Origin of the sequence: Neobacillus drentensis NBRC 102427, from assembly GCF_001591445.1 — a bacterium.
GTDB classification, from domain to species: Bacteria; Bacillota; Bacilli; order Bacillales; family Cytobacillaceae; genus Neobacillus; species Neobacillus drentensis.
The window spans coordinates 1-18,584 of sequence record NZ_BCUX01000072.1 but is presented as its reverse complement, the minus strand read 5'-3'; the positions used below and the strand labels follow the sequence as shown (position 1 = coordinate 18,584).

Here is an 18,584-nt window from a genome sequence, read left to right as displayed (position 1 = left end):
TTTGCCTTCGCTTCGATTAATTGTTGGAACGAGGAATAGGCAAATCCTGAAAGCATTCGGGCATAGGCTGTACCCATTTCTCGGAGCTGTGTCTTTTTCCTCGAAAAATCTAGTTTCTCTATTTGAACATCTTTTTGCACCAAAACGGCGTAGTCGAGAATCTCCTTTAGCCCATTACTTATAGAAGCCAGAATCTGCTCTTTTCTTCGACTATACATGGGTACTTGGATATTCCAGTGGTTGATGGGATTTCCAAACCGATCAATTTCACAAACAGAAAGGAACCCCGCATTGACATCAATGCCGATGAGTCCGTTGATATTGGATGTGCCCACGTTAGGGGTTTCCCTTTCAACGGTTGCGTTAACATACCATCCTTTTTTCTGTTTGATAAAACGGTAGGTGATGGATGAATAATATTTTTGTGGACGTCCACTTCGAGTATGACCCTTATGAGGGACCTTCGCATGATCTAACCATTCTTGTCCGTAGGGGAAAATGACTTCAGGAAATTCAAGATACTTCCCATATTTGTCTACAAAGTAATTCGCCACGCGCAGTCTCAGGGTATTTTTCAAATCGTAGGTGGCTGTCTGATTTCCAAAGGTTTCATCCTTGGAGCCAATCACTAAAAATTGTCCACTTCGGGCTTCAAGCCAATCGGTTCTCCATTCTAGATGATTCTTATATTCATTTTCCTCCAGGTGGAATTGTTTGTGAAATAGCTTCTTCGAGCCAAAACAAAGGCGAATTTTGTTCTTCGACGCATCCAACTTTAGTTTTTCTACTTTTTGTTGGAGATTTCTTAATCTGCGTTTTTTTTGATGGAGGTACAATTTAAGGTTTCGAAATTTCTTTATTTTTTTAGAGAAAGACGGATGGGTTTGCGGAATTTCTTGGAGTTTTTGATGAAGTTGATCTTTTTGGGTGGTTTTCTTGGAGATAATTTTCTGTAGGTAAACCGTTTTGGATTCTAATTCCTGTAATTCTAGTTTTCTTTTTTCCATAAAGGAAGAAACCTTTCCGTCCAACTGGATTCTCAAGGAATTGAATTGCCGGGCTGTGATCCTAAATTGAGTTAAAAAGGTCTTTTTTAGGCTCGAGGCCAGAACACCTTTTAGGTGGGACTGAACGAAGAGCTTTCGTTCCAGCCTACTAAAGTATTCTGCATACTCATGAAGGTACATGAATGATGTGAGTCCATTATGTAGTGAGAAGTTATTTAGTTTCGTTTGGTAGGTTTGTATCATTTTTGCACCTCCAAATAAATATTAGAACGATTGTTCGTAAATATATTATCTTACTTTTTAATCCCTCTTTCAAGTATTAAATGTTAAAAATATAAAATAATTCCAATGTCAATTGTTGTCTACAATCGTCTACGTTATTAACAACTGTTACAATCCCTTCTTCGGATCACGAACTTCAAACTTTGATTCTCGATTACAAACTGAATTATACAAAGAATATATGAATTGAATATGAACTTCCACTATAAACAAAAGGGTGTCAGGCACCGCTCGTGGACATTTGTCCACGAGCGGTGCCTGACACCCAAACATAACAGTCAAATAACCATGCTCAACTTGCAGATGGTAATTTAATTTCGACCATGGTTCCTTCTTTGCCGTTACTATTAAACGTAAGGCTGCCGTTGTGTTGTTTAATAATTTTATGACTAATCATTAGTCCGAGGCCCGTTCCTTTTTCTTTCAATGTGTAAAACGGCTCCCCTAAACGAGGGAGTAGTTCTTCTGGAATCCCGCAGCCCTGATCTTGAAATGCTATGATACACTCGTCTTCCGGCCCTTTTCGAAGGTTGATTTGAATTTCTCCTCCTTCTTTCATGGCCTCCATAGCATTCTTTAAAATGTTAAGGAAGACTTGCTTTAATTGATTTTTCTCACAAATAATAAAATAAGAGGATTCTTCAAACTTGAGATTAAATTGGATATTACTCATCATGGCCTCAGGAGCTAAAAGCACAAGTGTCCCTTCAATCAATTCTAAAACATTCGTCCTATTTAACTCCATTGCTTGCGGTTTTCCCAGCGTAAGCAGTTGGCTTGTAATGTTTTCAATACGATTTAGTTCACTTAGAAGCAATTCATCAATCGAACTATCTGCCCGTTTATAAAGCTGCATGAAACCTTTTAAAGTAGTTAGTGGATTCCGAATTTCATGAGCCACTCCTGCCGCTAATTCCCCGATAATTGATAGCTTCTCAGAGCGCAAAAGAATGTCTTCCGCCTTTTTACGTTCAGAGATATCCCTGCTGATAATCACAATATTCTCAATCAAGCCTGTTTCTCCCCTAACGGGCATGCAGCGGGACTCAAAATCAAGCCATCGTCCATCCTTGTGCATCATCCGGAATTCCATAGATTGCGATTCTTTATTTTCATACATCAGTTTGATCGTATTTTTAAACATCTCAACTTCGTCCGGATGAATTAATTCGTATTTTTCTAATCGTTCAAGCTCCTTGCATTGAAACCCTAAAACATTTTCATGTGAAGGGGAGAAGTAAATAATCGACTGCTCTTCATTCATAACGATGATGAGGTCTGAGGTATTCTCAGCGATTAGGCGATATTTTGCTTCACTTGCTTCTACCATTTTATACATATTTGTTAATTTATTATTTAATCTAAACAGCTTCACATATGACTCAATAAGTATTATTCCGATAAATAATCCTAACATCATAAATAGTACATACTGGAAGTGGAAGACTGGTCTATCCATAAATATTTTAAACATGAACACAATAAATAGATAAATGACAACATATGTCCCAAAGAGGACTACACTTTTTTTCACTGCCGTGAGACGTTTTGTAAACAAATGGATGACGGAAAACCCAATCATTATCATTGTCCAGCCCATAATAGCAGGGTACCAATGGCCACTTATCACTAGTCTTGTAAATAGAGAAATGACTCCTGTAATTAATCCCGCTACTGGCCCCAGGTAAGCAAAAACTAGTATCACAGGTGCATACCTGATGTCATAGGAATAGCCTTGCTGCTGGATTGCTAACAAACTAAGGATAGAGGAAACGACTCCCGCATATATCCCTACCCCAATGGATGAATGCTTAAATGGTTTATGTTTGGTAAAAGCCCCTAGTACTAATGGTGTACTTACCAATAGAGAAAAAATTGCGAGATTCATAATGTAGTCTAACAGGATCAACTTACTCCCACCCACTCTAAATGATGTTCAAAATATTCCCTCTTATCATAAACCAGTCCTGTTTCTAATTCCATACAAATTCTTATTGTAGGAAATAAAATCTGGGATTAAGTGCTAATTATTTTAATTAAAAATTTTATAATTTATTTGGATTTATTGGGCTGTGTAGCCGCCATCTAGAATGACTGCTTGACCTGTAACTCCTCTTCCTTTTTCACTTGCTAAAAAAACCGCATAATCAGCAATTTCTGTAACAGACAAGAGCCTTCTTTGTGGAATCAACGGGAAGAGCACTTCTTCAATGACTCGGTCTAAGCTGACATTCCTTGTTTTAGCCAATTCCGCCAATTGGTTTCTCACAAGCGGTGTATCGACGTAGCCGGGACATAAGGCATTTACGGTAATTCCGTCCGCAGCACCTTCCAATGCTGCGACCTTTGTTAAGCCAATGACACCATGTTTTGCACTATTATAGGCAGCTTTACCAGCAAAGCCGATGACACCGTTAATGGAAGCAATGTTGATAACTCGACCAAAGCCTTGTTTTTTCATGATAGGGAATACGTTTTTGATGCCAATAAATGGGGCAGTTAACATGAGTTTTATCAGTAATTCAAATTTTTCGGTAGGAAACTCCTCAATTGGTGATACATACTGCATACCGGCGTTATTGACTAAGATATCCAGGTGTCCGAATCTTTGATAAGCGACATGAAGACTATGTTTAAATGCTTCCTCGTCCGTCACATCGCATGGGGCCGATAACGCTTCAAATCCTTGCTCCCTTAATTCTGCAGCTACTTCCTCACTTTTATCAGCATTTATATCTGAAATTACTACCTTCGCGCCTTCCTGTGCAAAAGTTTTTGCTATTTCTAAGCCAATCCCACTTGCAGACCCTGTAATAAATGCTGTTTTTCCTGCTAATAATTTGTTCATACAAGTTTCCTCCTAATCAACTATTCTTCTATATTTACGCGTAATTCTTTTAGATAATCCCAATTACTATTACGTATTCCAAAAAGAAACGAGAAATTTTATAAAAGTAAAAAAGCATCAAAGATGTCTGTAAAACAAATATCTGAATACTTAATAAAATATTCAGATTAAGCATGCAAATTTTGAAATAGTACAATCCCCTATTCCTTGTCAGCTCTAATATAGCCAACTTCTTCCACTAGCTCTTGGCCCTGTGGTCCCTGCATCCAATCCAGGAACGGTTGGATAGTTCGCATTTTTTTGTTGTCCTTCACAGTAATCGCGTAGAGGGTTGCAGTAAATGGGTAGTTACCGCTCGCGATGTTTTCAGGACTGGGTTCAATCCCATTAATGGCGAGCAGTTTAATGTCTGAATTAGCTTTCATTCCTGTTGCAAAGAAGCGAAAGGAAAAACCAATCGAGTTATCGTAGTTTCGGTAGTCCGCCACTTGTTCGATAATCCCGCCCATTCCTTCCGGTACATCTTCTTTCAGAGGTTTCATGATAGGCCTGTCACCCATAATTTTTTCCAATAGTGTTTGGCTTCCTGAATTCTTAGGACGCTGGAAGGCAATAATTTTTTCATTCTTACCGCCAAGCTTTGACCAGTTTTTTATTTTTCCGGAGTAGATGTCTTTAATCTGAGCTACCGATAAGCTATCAATCTTATTATCCGGATTGGCAAAAAAGACAAATGCTTCCTTGCCAATTGGGGTCATGACAAGCTCTTTTCCTGCCTCATCCGCCATTTGCTGCTGTTCCTTCGAAGGCTCTGCACCGAAGTAAATATCGACATCCCCTGTTAAAAGCCGTTTATAGGCATAAATAGTATTGGTAAAAGCGACGACTTCTCTTACCTCTTGAGATACTTTTTCAATATTTTCATAGGCTGCATTCGCAAAGGCAGAGTAAACCGGGAACGCGGCTTCTGCTCCATCTAAAATAGGCATTTCACTTGGGTTTTTGATGGTAAAGGTTGAAGTAGTTTTTAGTTTTGGCAGGATATTATCTGGATTGTTCACTTCATAAGGCGATAAATCCGTACTAGAGTATCCTCCTCCATATTCAAAACCATAGGATGGCAGGACCGTTTGACTTCGGTGCCAATGAACAGCCGTACCCGTACCCATTGCAAGGACGAACACCATAACAACAGACAACAGCTGCTTTTTATCAATAGCAGGGAGCCTCCTCCCGTTCAACAAGGTAAAAAATAAACCTAAAACAAAGGAAAGCTCATAAGCTAACGGGGCCCCAAGAAATAATCTTCCCTCTCCCAAAAGTATGGCGATAAAATAGATGGGTGCATAGGCAAGATGAAAGATACTATAATACAACCAAGCATCTGCCCCGTAAAACCCGCTGCTAATCAGCATAAATACAGCCCACAGTATAGCTGTATAGGCGAGGGGAATAAGAAAAAGAATCAAATTCTCTGTTAATTTTTCCTGCTTCATTAGTTTCTTGCTAACCAGAAACCCAGCGAGCCCCCCAACGATAATCAGGACGGGCAATGAGACCAATAAGATATTATCAAACTGCATTAGTATCGCTAATTCTAAAAATGAGACTCCAAGTGGCACAATTCCAAAATACAATAATATGAACTTTAGTTTTTCCCCCATATCCCCACTCCTTTTTACCTCTAAAGTGATTAATCCGTTATATCGCATAGTGTAATTTTACACTTTTAGCCAATGTTTTACAATAGATTGGTATTAAATTCCCAAATTTGTAGGAGGGGGCGATTATATTAATTATTCATGAGCGATCCAATCCTAATGAAAAGAGACCCTTCCGCAGCGCGAAAAAGTCTCACTTACAACCTAGTTATACTAGCTTTAACTATTTTGCTAACATCGTTAATACCGTATCTAATAAAACATTGATCCCTTTTTCGCAATCCTCCCATGTTGTTAATTCTTCTTCACAGTGGCTTTTTCCGTTGATACTAGGTACAAACAGCATCGCTGTCGGAACGAAGCTGGCAATGAATTGCGCATCATGGCCTGCACCCGATACCATTCTTCGATTAGAATAACCGAGTGACGATGCCGATTTTTCTAGGAGCTGGCAGATTTCCGGCTCGAACCACACGGTGTCGCGCTCCCATAATTTTGTTGTTTTAACCTCACAGCCTTCATGTAATGAGGTTAAATTCGGAAGTGCCTCGATGAAGTTTCTAACCGCCCGGACAATCTCCATGTCTTTATGGCGTGCTTCAAGCGTAAATACGACCTTATTTGGAATGACCGTGTGGATGCTCGGGTATACATTCATTCTGCCAATTGTGAAGACCAAATCTTCATCTAAAACGCCTAACCGCCTGCGGATTTCGTTAATTAAGTTATTGGTGGCAAACAAGGCATCTTTTCTCATATTCATTGGAGTTGTACCGGCATGATCGGATTCCCCTGTTACTTCAATCTCATAACAGGCCATCCCCACCACACATTCGACGACACCAATCGAGAGAGCCTCTTTTTCAAGAATTGGTCCTTGTTCAATGTGAAGCTCCAATAGAGCCGAAGCCTCTTTCAATCGATTCTCCACCTCCCCTTCGAACCCGCTCGCTTTAAGGGCTTCCCCAAAAGTAACTCCCTCTGAGTCTATTTTTTTTAGCATAGCAGACTTATCAAATTTTCCGGATAGCACCCCTGATGCCATCATCGAGGGTTCAAACCTGGCACCTTCTTCATTCGTAAAGTTAACAATCGTAATCGGAATTTGCGGTTTGATTTGGTTCTCGACTATTGTTCGAACCACTTCTAAACCTGTGACAACCCCTAAGACGCCATCAAAACGGCCGCCTTTTTTTACCGAATCTAAATGGGAACCAATAAGAATTGGCGGTTTGTCTTCAATACCAGCCAGTGTTGCATACATGCAGCCCATATCATCAACCGTGACCGTCAGTCCTAATTCCTCACAGCATAAACGGAAGTAATCTCTAACCCGAATATCTTCCATAGATAAGGACAACCGTGTTACTCCATTGCTCTCTGTCCGGCCAAAGTTTGCAAATTGCTCTAATGTCGTTTTCAGCCTTTCCCCATTAATCACTAACTTTTGTCGTTGCATGATTAAACACTCCCTTTTTTTAATATGAGATTATCTGCAATATTCATGGGTAAAATAAATCTCTCGGAGTTGAAAAACGTAAATTCATTTGCAAAGGACTTACGAGTCAATCTGTATTTATGTAAATATTCAGTCAACAATTCAATTATACACCACGGACAAGACCTGTCATTAGACAAAACATCAAATCTTACCTACATATGGTTTTATCATTTGTATATAAAAAAGTGTCAGGCACCACTCGTGGACATTTGTCCACGAACGGTGCCTGACACCAAATTAATAGCAAACTATTAATCTATTTATTTTTTCTTTGCGTGTTTGCGCATGTCGAAGGCTACTGCGACGATGATGATTGCGCCTTTTACGATGAATTGGATGTATGGGCTTACGCCTAGGAAGGCTAGTCCGTAGTTGATTACTTGGAAAATCAGTACCCCTGTGATAACACCAGGGACGGTTCCGATTCCACCTGATAGTGATACACCGCCGACGACGCAGGCTGCGATTGCATCTAGTTCATACATATTACCTGTGTTGTTTGTTGCACTACCAACACGTCCAGCTTCTAGTGTACCTGTTAAGCCGTAAAGAAGACCTGCGATAGTGTAAATGATAATAAGATTTCTTGCTACGTTTACACCGGAAACCTTTGCTGCTTCTGGGTTTCCACCGATCGCGTACATATTTTTACCGAGTTGAGTTTTATTCCAAATTACCCAAATGATCAGTGATACTACGATTGCGTAGAAAATGAGATAGGGAAATTCATATTGGCCAATTTTTATTCCGCGTTGTGCAAAAGTCGTAAAGGCTTTGCTTAAACCACCAATAGGCTGCGCCCCATATGGCGGGCGGTCAAAATAAATCGAAGTTAGTCCGTAAACACCAATCATCATACCTAAGGTAGCAATGAATGGAGGCACGTGAAATTTTGCTACAATCACACCGTTTAATGCGGCAATAAGACCTGTTGCTGCCATTGCAATCACAATCGGAACAATTAAAGGTAATTCAGGCAGGTTCGGATACATACGATACGCATAATCGCCAGCCTGTAACATAGAAGCTGAGATTACCGCTGCAAGTCCAACCATCCTACCAGCTGAAAGGTCCGTACCTGCTGTAATCAGGATACCAGCTACCCCAAGTGCGATAATAATACGCGAAGAGGATTGACTTAAGATATTAATTAAGTTTGTCATCGATAAAAAGTCTGGAGAAGCAGAGACGATCCCGACAACAAGAAGAATTAAAACTACATAAATTACGTTATCAACAAGCCATTTTGAAAAGCTTGATTTTTTCGAAGCCTGAGTATTCATATCCATTCCTCCTAATACAAAGCTGCTAATTGCATGATTTCTTCTTGAGATGTTGAGGCAGTCTCCACAATTCCGGCTGCTTTTCCATTACTCATTACTAAAATTCGGTCTGTTACACCTAAAAGCTCAGGCATTTCGGAAGAAATCATGATAATTCCTTTTCCTTCTGCGGCTAATTGGTTAATAAGTTGATAAATTTCAAACTTTGCTCCTACATCAATACCCCTTGTTGGTTCATCCAGCAATAAAATATCCGGTTTAGTTAGGAGCCAGCGTCCAATAATTACCTTCTGTTGATTCCCGCCTGATAGACTTCCAATCGATGTCTTTTGGGAAGGTGTCTTTACTTTCATGGAATCAATCACCCACTGGGTATCATCGGCCACTTTCCGATCAGATAGGAAACCGCTTTTTGTTTTATATTGCTTCATGTTCGAAATGATTGAGTTAAAGCTAATGCTTAGTTCAGGGAAAATACCCGTTGATCTTCTTTCTTCCGTAACTAGGGCAAAGCCATTTTTGATCGCTTGCTGCGGGGAATGATTTTTAACAACCTTGCCATTTAATTCAATCGTTCCAGAGGTTAGCGACCTCATCCCAAATAATGCCTCTACAACCTCGGTCCGTTTCGAACCAACCAATCCGGCAATCCCTAAGATTTCGCCTTTTCTTAACTCGAAGCTCACATTTGAAAAAGAAGGCTGTGTTTCTGCCGTCAGGTCGGAAACCTTCAATATTAATTCGCCTGGCTTGTTTATTTTTTCAGGGAAGCGTTGTGAAAGGTCACGTCCAACCATCAATTTAATAATTTCATCGGTTGTCAGGCTTTTTGAACTTTTTGTCGCGATATACTGACCATCACGCATGATTGTTACTTCATCGGAAATCTTTAAGATTTCCTCCATTTTGTGTGAAATATAGATAATCGCCACATTCTCACTTTGAAGCCTTTTGATGATTCTGAACAGATGATTTACTTCCGTCTCTGTTAGGGATGATGTTGGTTCATCCATAACGATAATTTTGGAATGGTAGGAAACCGCTTTTGCAATTTCGACCATCTGCATTTCGGATACAGAAAGCGTACTTACCTTACTGCGTGGATCAATACTGATGTCCAGACTTTTAAAAATAGCTGCTGTATCCTGGTACATTTTCTTTTCATCGATAAAAATGCCCTTTTTCGGATAACGTCCCAGCCAAATATTATCCATAACATTCTGTTGACGTACCTGATTTAGCTCTTGGTGAACCATGGAAACACCGTTTTCAAGTGCTTGCTTCGAATTGGCAAAGGAAACTTCTTTCCCGTCAAAGAGGATTTTGCCCTCATCCATCGAGTAAATCCCAAATAGGCATTTCATTAACGTTGATTTCCCTGCACCGTTCTCGCCCATCAAGGCATGCACCGATCCAGGTTTTACTTTTAGGGAAACATTGTCTAAAGCGAGTACCCCCGGGAACCTTTTGGTTATATTAAGCATTTCTAGTAAATTAGTAGTACTTGATTCTGACATGAGCGAACCTCCTCTGAAACCATTTAAAAAAGTATGAGATGCTCTCTGGGATGCTTCTCAAACTTTTAAAGAGAGTAATAATTTTTTGTGGTATCCGGCTCCAATTATTGGAGTCTTACCCCGAACGAAGGAAAAGCGTCCGCTTTTCCTTTGTTCGAGGAGCGCCTAGAGGCTAATTGGCCCCCGGACAGGCGCTTCTGCTTTCTTATAGTCTAGCTGCAGCGCCTAGGGGCTCGGGGTCATAAGCCAATCCGTCAAGAAGGTTAAAGAGCAACCTTCTCGCCGGCTCGTCTTATGCCTGTCGCCCCTGGACAAGGCGCTTCCGCTTTCTTACTTGTATGCGTCTCTACCCACTTGGATATTATCTTTTGTTACCTCAATGTAAGGAACACGAACGGCTTTTTTATCGTCAAGTTTCCACTCAGTTCCGTCTAAAACATCCTTACCGTTAGCTGCATTTGCTGCTAAATCAATCGTTGCTTTACCTTGGTTTTTCGCGTCATTTAAGATCGAACCAACCATTTTGCCACTTTCGATCATTTCAAGTGCTTCTGGAATCGCGTCAACACCTACAACTGGCATGAACTTATCACCAGAGAAGTAACCTGCTTTTTCAAGAGAAGCAATTGCACCTAATGCCATGCCATCGTTGTTAGCGATAACGAATTCGATTTTATCATTGTATTTTGCAATCCAAGCATCCATTTTCTCAGTAGCCTTCATTGCATCCCACATTGCAGTATCCATTGCTAATTCTTCTACTTGGATGCCTTTTTCTTTTACAGTATCAATAGCAAATTTCGTACGTGCTTCTGCATCTGGGTGTCCTGGCTCACCTTTAAGTAAAACGTATTGAAGCTTGCCATCTTTATTTTTGTCATATTTATCTTTGTTAGCTTCCCATGCTTTTGCGATCAGTTCACCTTGAAGGACACCTGATTCTGAAGATGTGGTTCCAACATAATAAGCTTTATCATAGCCAGTTAATACCGTTGCATCCGGCTCTTTGTTAAAGAAGATAACTGGAATATTTTTAGCTTTCGCTTTGTCTACAATTGTTTGCGCTGCTTTTGGATCTACTAAGTTAATAGCTAGTGATTTTGCCCCTTTGGCAATAAGTGTGTCAACTTGCTCAATTTGTTTGGCTTGGTCGTTTTGTGAGTCATTCAACATTAGCTTTACTTTATCTTTTGCTGCAGTATCCATCGCACGGCGTACATAAGACATAAAGTTATCATCAAATTTGTAAATCGTTGCACCAACTGCTGGTAGAGCGTCGCCCTTGTCTTTTCCAGAATCCGTACCGCTGGTTGAATTACTGCAGCCTGCTGCTAATAGAATGCTAGATGCAACTGTTAAAGATAGAATTAAACCTTTTTTCTTTTTAAACATGTTGTCATTCTCCTTTTACTATTTAGTAAAGACTCTGGTAAGGCAGCATAACCGCTCCACTTAACCCTGGTGTAAGCCCTTACACTTATGGTAGCATCATGATACCGATTCCAATAGTTCAAAAATCTAGCATAAATTTGTGATTATCTAGACTTTTTTGTAAAAAGAAAAGCGGAAGTGCCCGTATAGCGGCGTATGGACTGGAGCACTTTGACTGAGATAAAAAGATTAATGTCTGCTAACAAAAAGGTAAGTCGAAATTCAAATCACTTTTCCCATTTTGTTTTTATTTGTTTAAAAGTAAGTTGATTATGGAAATTTATCTCGAATTCAAGACTCTCGAATTGACAATAATTGAAAGTAGATATAAAATAACATTATTCACATAAAAGTCACAATTACTTTAAGTGAGTAAAGTAAATTTATTAGGAAAAACTAAAATGATAAACCTTCAAGGAGGAATTCAAAATGGGAAAATTAGATGGTAAAGTAGCAATTATCACTGGTGCAGCACAAGGTATGGGTGCAATGCATGCACGCAAATTCGTTGAAGAAGGCGCGAAAGTAGTTATTACAGACTTAAATATCGAAGGTGCAAAAAGCTTAGCTGATGAACTTGGGGAAAATGCAATTGCAATTAAACTAGATGTTTCAAACGAAGAAAACTGGATTGAAGTTGTTGCAAAAACTGAAGAAAAGTTTGGGCCAGTTACTGTATTAGTTAACAACGCAGGTATTGGTATTTTCAAAACTTTAGAAGAATTAACAGTAAAAGATTTCGAATTAACATTCAAAGTAGATGAACTAGGTGTCTTCTTAGGTATGCAAAAAGTTTTTCCTTCAATGAAAAAAGCAGGTGTTGGTTCGATCGTAAACATCTCTTCAGTAGATGGTTTAGTAAGTGCTCCAACAGCAATTGCATATAGTGCTTCAAAACATGCAGTAACAGGTATGACAAAAGGAGCTGCTACAGAACTTGGACAATATAACATCCGTGTAAACTCAGTTCACCCTGGTATCATTAAAACTCCAATGGCTGAACAAGGTGATGTTGCAGAATACTTAAAACAATTAGAACAAGATATTCCTTTACGCCGTCGAGCAGATGTAGAAGAAGTATCAAACTTAGTAATTTACTTAGCTTCTGATGATTCAAGCTATTCAACAGGTTCTCAATTCGTAGTTGATGGTGGTATGATTTCTGATTTATAATTAATATCTTGATAAATAAACCCCAATTTCTTTTAGATGGGGTTTATTTGTTTTTAAATGGGTTACTACACTCAAATTCCCGTAAATTCTAGCTCGCCTTTAGGATATTGTTTTCTGTATGTTTATTTTTTCCATGAAGTACATAGTACAATAAGATACTCGCAAATACGACCACTGCCAAAGTTAGATACAATCCACGAAAACCAACGATTGGGATGATAAATCCTAATAGAAAAGGACCAAGCCCTACCCCTGAATCCATAAATATGTAAAAGGTTGAGGTTGCAAGCCCTACTCGGTGCCGCGGCGATTCCTTTACAGCAATTGCTTGACAGCAGGAATTCATCGTTCCATATCCAAGACCAATTAACGCTCCCGCTAAAAGGAGAGTAAATCCATGGTTGGCTTGACTCAGAGCAACTAATCCAATCACGAATAATATCAATGCTGGATACATAACAATGTTATCACCTTTTTTATCTAATAACCGTCCAGTAAATGGTCTTGATATCAAGATGAAGACAGCATATACAATAAAGAAGAAACTTGCACTATCTATTAAATCAATTTCTTTTGCATAAGAAGTAATAAATGACAGGATACCTGAGTAAGCAAAACCCATAATTGCAATAACAATAGAGATAGGAACAGCTTTTATTTCAAAAAAATCTTTTAACTTAAAACCCTTCATTGCTCCAAGCTGTTCTTTAGTGATGTCACTTTCAGGGATATGCACAAATAACATGATAATCGTACTTATGAGGGAGAAAAGTGTACAAAATCCAAATATCATCGTAAAACTTCCTTGTTGGCTGAGATAAAGACCTAGGAAGGGGCCCACTGCCATTGCAAGGGTTACACTTAATGAAAAATAGCTTATTCCTTCTCCTCGACGTTCATTCGGAATAATATCCATGATAACTGTTGCTACCGCTGTGGTAAACACCCCAAATGCTGCTCCATGAATAAAACGAATAAACAATAATACGTTCATGTTTTCTACAATAAAATATAAAAACATCACAAACAAAAATAAAAATAATCCACCATAAAGCATCCTTTTACGTCCAATGATTTCAATATATTTTCCAGCAAAAAGACGTGAAACGAGTGCACCCACTACAAATATACTAGACACAAGACCCGCCATACTTTGTGAAGCGTGAAATTCATCAACCGCATAAACCGTTAAAGTCGTTATTAATAAATAAAAGGTTAAACCCCCAAAAAAAGTGGATACGGACATGATGATAAAATCTTTTGTCCATAATTTTGATTTATTCACCATTATGCCTCCTATTTCTGTCATTTTTATGTTTAGTAGTATTTTTTATACTGTTTTCGCTAGACCTCCTTAAAAAATCAATAAAATTCATCTTAAAAACTAATTCATTGAAAATCATTATTCATGTAACTATATCCTTTGATTTTCTAAAATTCAAATTATTTAATTTGTTAAGTACAAATCTGCACAATCTCCTTAAAATTTTTAACATAGATATCTAATTTTCTTTAAAGGTACTGTCCTACAAACTGGACCATTAATAGTATTAATCTACTGTTGCTTTGCGAAATTCAGTTGGCGATAGGCCTGTGTGCTTTTTAAATACGCGGCTAAAATAGTTTGGATCCTTGTAGCCAATCGAATAGCATATTTCCTTTAAACTTTTTCCTGGGTCTACCATTTCTGCCTTAGCATGCGTGATTCTTATTTCTGTCAAATAATCAATAAAGGTCATTCCAAATCGATCTTTAAATAATTTACTAAAATAAAAGGGACTAAGCTCCACATATTCTGCCACTAATTCTAAGGTAATCGAATCGGCATAATGGTTTTCGATAAATTCCTTCGCCTTATGGAGCATCCCCTTCGCGTGATTATTTCGCCACACCTGAACATGATGAACGACCGCCAATAAATGGGCCTTTCCTTTTTCAAAAATCGCTATAATATCCTCAGAATCTTCAACGGCAGGTGTTCGTTCATAGCTAATCCCTAAATCATGAAGCATACGCGATACAAGGATAAACAATTCATCAAATGATTTTTTAACCAGAGATCCCTTTATTTTCGGTTCATCTGCAAGCATCGTTGCAAACGATTCAAAGATAAACAGGACCTGATTGACATCTCCTTGCCGCACAGCCTCTAATAGTTTCTTCTCTATCTCTAAAACGCCTGATATAGTCGGTAGTTCAATGGCCCCCTGTTTCACTGCAAATAAATACCTTCGATTAGGAGTTTTTACGAGATACTGTAAAGCCATTAGCGCTTCATGATAGGATTTATTCAGTTCTTGTGCATGGTTATAAGGCAGACCGACCCCAATCCTAAGTTCCGCAGCAAAGCCCTTTTGATCAAAAAGCCTATTGAGATGGTCGATGACAGTCTGAGCACTGGTTTTGAAATGAACCTTTTCCGTCGCTTTTTTATAGAGGAATAAAACTGGCACCTGTGAGTCTGTTAACGGGCCAACAATCATTTCCTGTGTAATGACCACGGAGTTAAGGGTGTCCTTCAGCCACAAATACCAGTTATTTTTTTCACCTGCTGAAAGGTCCGTTATACCCCGAGGCCGCAATGAGAAAAGCATAATATACCCTGAAGTAATTTCAACACCGAGCAGCTGCCCCCATTCATCAAAGGTTATATCCTGAACTTGATTTACTAATACGGATGAAACCCATTCTTTTTGCGCGATTGATACAGCCCGGTCCAGATTTTCCCGTAAGCTCTGTTGCTCTTCTCTCAGTTTACGCTCCTCACGGATTTCGCCCGAAACGCGCTCTACTGCCGCAAGGATATCCTTTTTTCTGCTTGGTTTTAAGATGTATTCCTTAACCCCCTGCTGCATCACTTCCTTCGCATATTCAAACGTATTAAAAGCTGAAACCATGATAAATCGAATGCCGGAATCAATTTTTCTAATGGCTTTGACGGCTTGAACTCCATCCACACCAGGCATTTTTATATCCATAAAAATAATATCTGGCCGATGTTCTTCTGCCATTTCAATTGCTAACCTACCATTAGGGGCTTCCCCTATGACGATAACATCCTCCGAAGGATTGTTTATTATCTTCGTTAGAGCTGTCCGCTCTAACACTTCATCATCCACTATAAGAATTTTTAACAAACTCGCTTCCCCCTTTAGCAACCCTCGGAATAGTCAGTCTAAAATTTGTCCCGTGCATAGGTTTCGATTCAATCTCAACAATGTCATTTTTATGATAAAAGAGCTGCAGCCTTCTGATTACGTTTTTTACGCCAATACCATTGGAGTGGCTTTTTGATAGATCCGGTTCGAACCCCTCTTCGGTACCTTCTACGTATTTAAGCAATCTATTTTTGGTTCTATCATCCATCCCCATCCCATTATCAATGACCTCAACATTGACCCGGTCATTATCCCGATAAATACGAAGCTTAATAACTCCATCTTCCTCGTAGGATTCTACCCCATGCATGAAGGCATTTTCGATTAAGGGCTGCAGGATTAAACTAGGGATTCCAATATCTAAACAATCATCCTCAATGTCAGTTATAAAGGCAATCCGTTCCCCAAATCGTGTTTGTTGGATGTAAAAATACTCCTTAACGATCCTTACTTCATCTCTAAGCGTTGAAGCTTTATCAAAATCACTCAAGTTGTAACGCAGGATGGCAGCCACTGCTTCTATTAATCGCGAAGTTTGCTCCGCCTCTTCCAAATAAGCCATTTTTGAAACCGTATTCAAAGTATTGAATAAAAAATGAGGATTAATTTGGTTTTGCAGACTTCTTAACTCCAATTCCTTTAGGAGCTTATCTAATTCTGATTTTTGCTTAATTTCCGTGACCAGCTGCCGTAAATTGGCCCGCATTTGATTAAAGGTTTCCGTTAATGGCTTTAATTCGTCTTTGGTTGTCACCTTAATATCCTCTCCTGCCAAATTCCCATTCGAGATTTCCTTTGCCGCTTCTGACAACAGACTAATCGGTTTCGTAATCCCTCCCGAAATCCATAGTGCTAGCAGTGTACTGAGGAAAAAAGCCGCCGCAAAAAGAGAAATGGACAAGAGTTTATAGTAATGATTTTGCTTTTCCATTTGAGCATAAAAATTTTGATAGTCGGTCAATTTATTATTTAAAAGCGCAAGGGTACTTTCTTGAAGGAAGGCAGCAATTTTCAAGACTCCATTAAAATGATTAGAATAGCTGTTAATATCATCTTTCTGGAAAGCGCCAACGGTTGCATCACATTCATCTAGAAAACTATCAATCATATTTTTATAATTTGTCAGAGTGATGTCATGGCTGTTCAATTCTTTATTCAGGCGCTTTTGGTCATTAATTAACTTGAGTTTTTCTTTTTTATAGTCCTTTAGATAGGAAGTTTCCTTATCTAAAAGATAGCCACGGAGATTTTCCGTTATTAAATTTGTCCTCTTTGAGATATCATTTAGCAGGAGAAACCGTTCAAAGCTTTGATCATATTCAATCACAAGCTTTTCACTACTGTTATAAAAAAAGAAACCCACAGATGTTAACAAAACAACCAGGACGATGAAATAAAGGAGTAATTTTGATTTAATCCTAAATAGTATCAATTACTCTCCTCCATTCTGTACCGGTTGCTTACGGGTAAATCTACGATTCTCATAATTCGCGTGTTCGTATGGACGATAGGCTCCACCGTCTTCCCTTGAATGAGGTTAATCATCATTTTCACGGCTCGATATCCCATTTCATAGGGTTCTTGGACCACGGTTGCGTTGATGGTCCCATTCCGAATGTATGCCAGTGTTTCTGGTAGGGCATCGAATCCAACGATATAAATCTTACCTGGTTTAACATACTTATCCACCACTTGGGCAATCCCAATTCCGTCTAACGCACTTGTCCCGAAAAAGGCATTGACCTCTGGATGATCCTTGATTATTTGATAGGCCTTTTCTGCCGCATGTACCCTGCTAATTTCAGATTCGACGACATCGATAATATGGATGCCTTTTTCACCTTGCACCGCATCCTGAAATCCCTTGACACGCTGCTGTTGATGGTTTGCATAAAAGCTGCCTGTAATAATCGCCACATTGGCTTGTCCCTTTGTATCTTGAATCAAGGCCTTTCCAGCTAGGAATCCGGAATAATAGTTATCCGTGCCAATATATGCCAGCCGTTTACTATTCGCCGCATCGGTATCGACAGTAATGACTGGAATTCCACTTTCTACGACCTTATTAATTAATGGTGTAAATTGTTCATCACTCAGTCCCTGTGTCAGGATTCCATCGACTTTGGAGGCCGCTGACATTTCAATTGTTTTTAAATGATTATCGATATTCGCTTGCTTAGGTCCAACATATTCCAGCATGACACCATAATCTTTTGCAGCAGCTTGTGCTCCTTGCTCGACAAGTCTCCAATAATCATTATCGAGCTCCTCTGGAACTAGAACAATATGATAGTTATACTTCTCAACCTGCTTTTTCTCTATAGGCAAATCATGAGAAAGAACCTTATACCCATAAAATATCGCAAATGAGCAACTTACAAGAAAAAATACCGCCCCAAAAATATACGCCAGCACCGATAACTTGCTCATAATAGCGTTCACATCCTACATCATTCTAGATAAAAACATTATACGGAACATACCAAAATACGACAATGGTATATGGTGTCAGGCACCATAAAAAGACAATTTTGCCATATCGTCCATGTCAGGAGTACAAATGGACAAAAAGAAACTCACCACATCCTTTTAAAGGTTCCGTTTTCGGGTTCTTTCTTATAAGCTGATCGATAAAAAGCTGCAGATTCCCGTTGCTAGGATCAGAGGATCCGCACCTATCTGTTGGGGGGGCGGTAGGTTAATCACCCAAGCTAATAAATAGA

At 39.1% G+C, this 18,584-nt stretch carries 13 protein-coding genes; 1 reads left to right on the top strand and 12 read right to left on the bottom strand.

The features are described from left to right. From BDR01S_RS22445 to mglB, 8 genes are all read right to left on the bottom strand, one after another. The coding region (locus BDR01S_RS22445) for a hypothetical protein (protein WP_066363340.1) at positions 1 to 1,250 on the bottom strand (1,250 nt) is incomplete at its 3' end. Between the two features lie 331 nt (positions 1,251 to 1,581). Beyond that, a complete protein-coding gene (locus BDR01S_RS22440) occupies positions 1,582 to 3,177 on the bottom strand; it encodes an ATP-binding protein (protein ID WP_235846640.1) in 1,596 nt (531 codons plus the stop codon). Positions 3,178 to 3,351: 174 nt separating this feature from the next. Beyond that, complete coding sequence (locus BDR01S_RS22435) at positions 3,352 to 4,137, bottom strand: 3-hydroxybutyrate dehydrogenase (RefSeq protein ID WP_066249986.1); 786 nt, start codon at positions 4,135 to 4,137, stop codon at positions 3,352 to 3,354. Positions 4,138 to 4,337: 200 nt separating this feature from the next. Next, positions 4,338 to 5,801, bottom strand: coding sequence for a PstS family phosphate ABC transporter substrate-binding protein (locus BDR01S_RS22430; protein ID WP_066249984.1), 1,464 nt, complete (start codon positions 5,799 to 5,801; stop codon positions 4,338 to 4,340). Positions 5,802 to 6,021: 220 nt separating this feature from the next. Then, on the bottom strand, positions 6,022 to 7,257 hold the full coding sequence (locus BDR01S_RS22425) for a Zn-dependent hydrolase (protein WP_066249981.1): 1,236 nt from the start codon (positions 7,255 to 7,257) through the stop codon (positions 6,022 to 6,024). A gap of 302 nt (positions 7,258 to 7,559) precedes the next feature. Next, the gene (gene mglC / locus BDR01S_RS22420) at positions 7,560 to 8,582 is read right to left on the bottom strand and encodes a galactose/methyl galactoside ABC transporter permease MglC (RefSeq protein ID WP_066249979.1); all 1,023 of its coding nucleotides are present in this window, start codon (positions 8,580 to 8,582) and stop codon (positions 7,560 to 7,562) included. 11 nt (positions 8,583 to 8,593) lie between these two features. Then, entirely contained in the window at positions 8,594 to 10,099 is a 1,506-nt protein-coding gene (gene mglA, locus BDR01S_RS22415) for a galactose/methyl galactoside ABC transporter ATP-binding protein MglA (protein ID WP_066249976.1), read from the bottom strand. 330 nt (positions 10,100 to 10,429) lie between these two features. Beyond that, the gene (mglB, locus tag BDR01S_RS22410) at positions 10,430 to 11,491 is read right to left on the bottom strand and encodes a galactose/glucose ABC transporter substrate-binding protein MglB (protein WP_066249973.1); all 1,062 of its coding nucleotides are present in this window, start codon (positions 11,489 to 11,491) and stop codon (positions 10,430 to 10,432) included. Between the two features lie 468 nt (positions 11,492 to 11,959). Between mglB and BDR01S_RS22405 the strand changes: the two genes are divergently transcribed. Continuing rightward, on the top strand, positions 11,960 to 12,703 hold the full coding sequence (locus BDR01S_RS22405) for an SDR family NAD(P)-dependent oxidoreductase (protein ID WP_066249969.1): 744 nt from the start codon (positions 11,960 to 11,962) through the stop codon (positions 12,701 to 12,703). A gap of 88 nt (positions 12,704 to 12,791) precedes the next feature. Here BDR01S_RS22405 and BDR01S_RS22400 read toward each other — a convergent pair whose 3' ends face one another. The 4 genes from BDR01S_RS22400 to BDR01S_RS22385 form a co-directional block, all read right to left on the bottom strand. After that, on the bottom strand, positions 12,792 to 13,988 hold the full coding sequence (locus BDR01S_RS22400; protein ID WP_066249967.1) for an MFS transporter: 1,197 nt from the start codon (positions 13,986 to 13,988) through the stop codon (positions 12,792 to 12,794). Positions 13,989 to 14,253: 265 nt separating this feature from the next. After that, complete coding sequence (locus BDR01S_RS22395) at positions 14,254 to 15,840, bottom strand: response regulator (protein WP_066249965.1); 1,587 nt, start codon at positions 15,838 to 15,840, stop codon at positions 14,254 to 14,256. Beyond that, entirely contained in the window at positions 15,815 to 17,290 is a 1,476-nt protein-coding gene (locus BDR01S_RS22390) for a sensor histidine kinase (protein ID WP_066259603.1), read from the bottom strand. The genes BDR01S_RS22395 and BDR01S_RS22390 overlap by 26 nt, the downstream gene beginning before the upstream one ends. Continuing rightward, entirely contained in the window at positions 17,290 to 18,291 is a 1,002-nt protein-coding gene (locus tag BDR01S_RS22385; RefSeq protein WP_066249962.1) for a sugar-binding protein, read from the bottom strand. The genes BDR01S_RS22390 and BDR01S_RS22385 overlap by 1 nt, the downstream gene beginning before the upstream one ends. Positions 18,292 to 18,584 lie beyond the last annotated feature (293 nt).

Excerpts from the sequence above, each read along its gene's own strand:
- BDR01S_RS22440 (WP_235846640.1), bottom strand. The coding sequence starts at position 3,177 with ATGAATCTCGCAATTTTTTCTCTATTGGTAAGTACACCATTAGTACTA.
- mglB (WP_066249973.1), bottom strand. The coding sequence starts at position 11,491 with ATGTTTAAAAAGAAAAAAGGTTTAATTCTATCTTTAACAGTTGCATCT.
- BDR01S_RS22385 (WP_066249962.1), bottom strand. The coding sequence starts at position 18,291 with ATGAGCAAGTTATCGGTGCTGGCGTATATTTTTGGGGCGGTATTTTTT.
- BDR01S_RS22425 (WP_066249981.1), bottom strand. The coding sequence starts at position 7,257 with ATGCAACGACAAAAGTTAGTGATTAATGGGGAAAGGCTGAAAACGACA.
- BDR01S_RS22435 (WP_066249986.1), bottom strand. The coding sequence starts at position 4,137 with ATGAACAAATTATTAGCAGGAAAAACAGCATTTATTACAGGGTCTGCA.
- BDR01S_RS22405 (WP_066249969.1), top strand. The coding sequence starts at position 11,960 with ATGGGAAAATTAGATGGTAAAGTAGCAATTATCACTGGTGCAGCACAA.
- mglA (WP_066249976.1), bottom strand. The coding sequence starts at position 10,099 with ATGTCAGAATCAAGTACTACTAATTTACTAGAAATGCTTAATATAACC.
- mglC (WP_066249979.1), bottom strand. The coding sequence starts at position 8,582 with ATGAATACTCAGGCTTCGAAAAAATCAAGCTTTTCAAAATGGCTTGTT.
- BDR01S_RS22430 (WP_066249984.1), bottom strand. The coding sequence starts at position 5,801 with ATGGGGGAAAAACTAAAGTTCATATTATTGTATTTTGGAATTGTGCCA.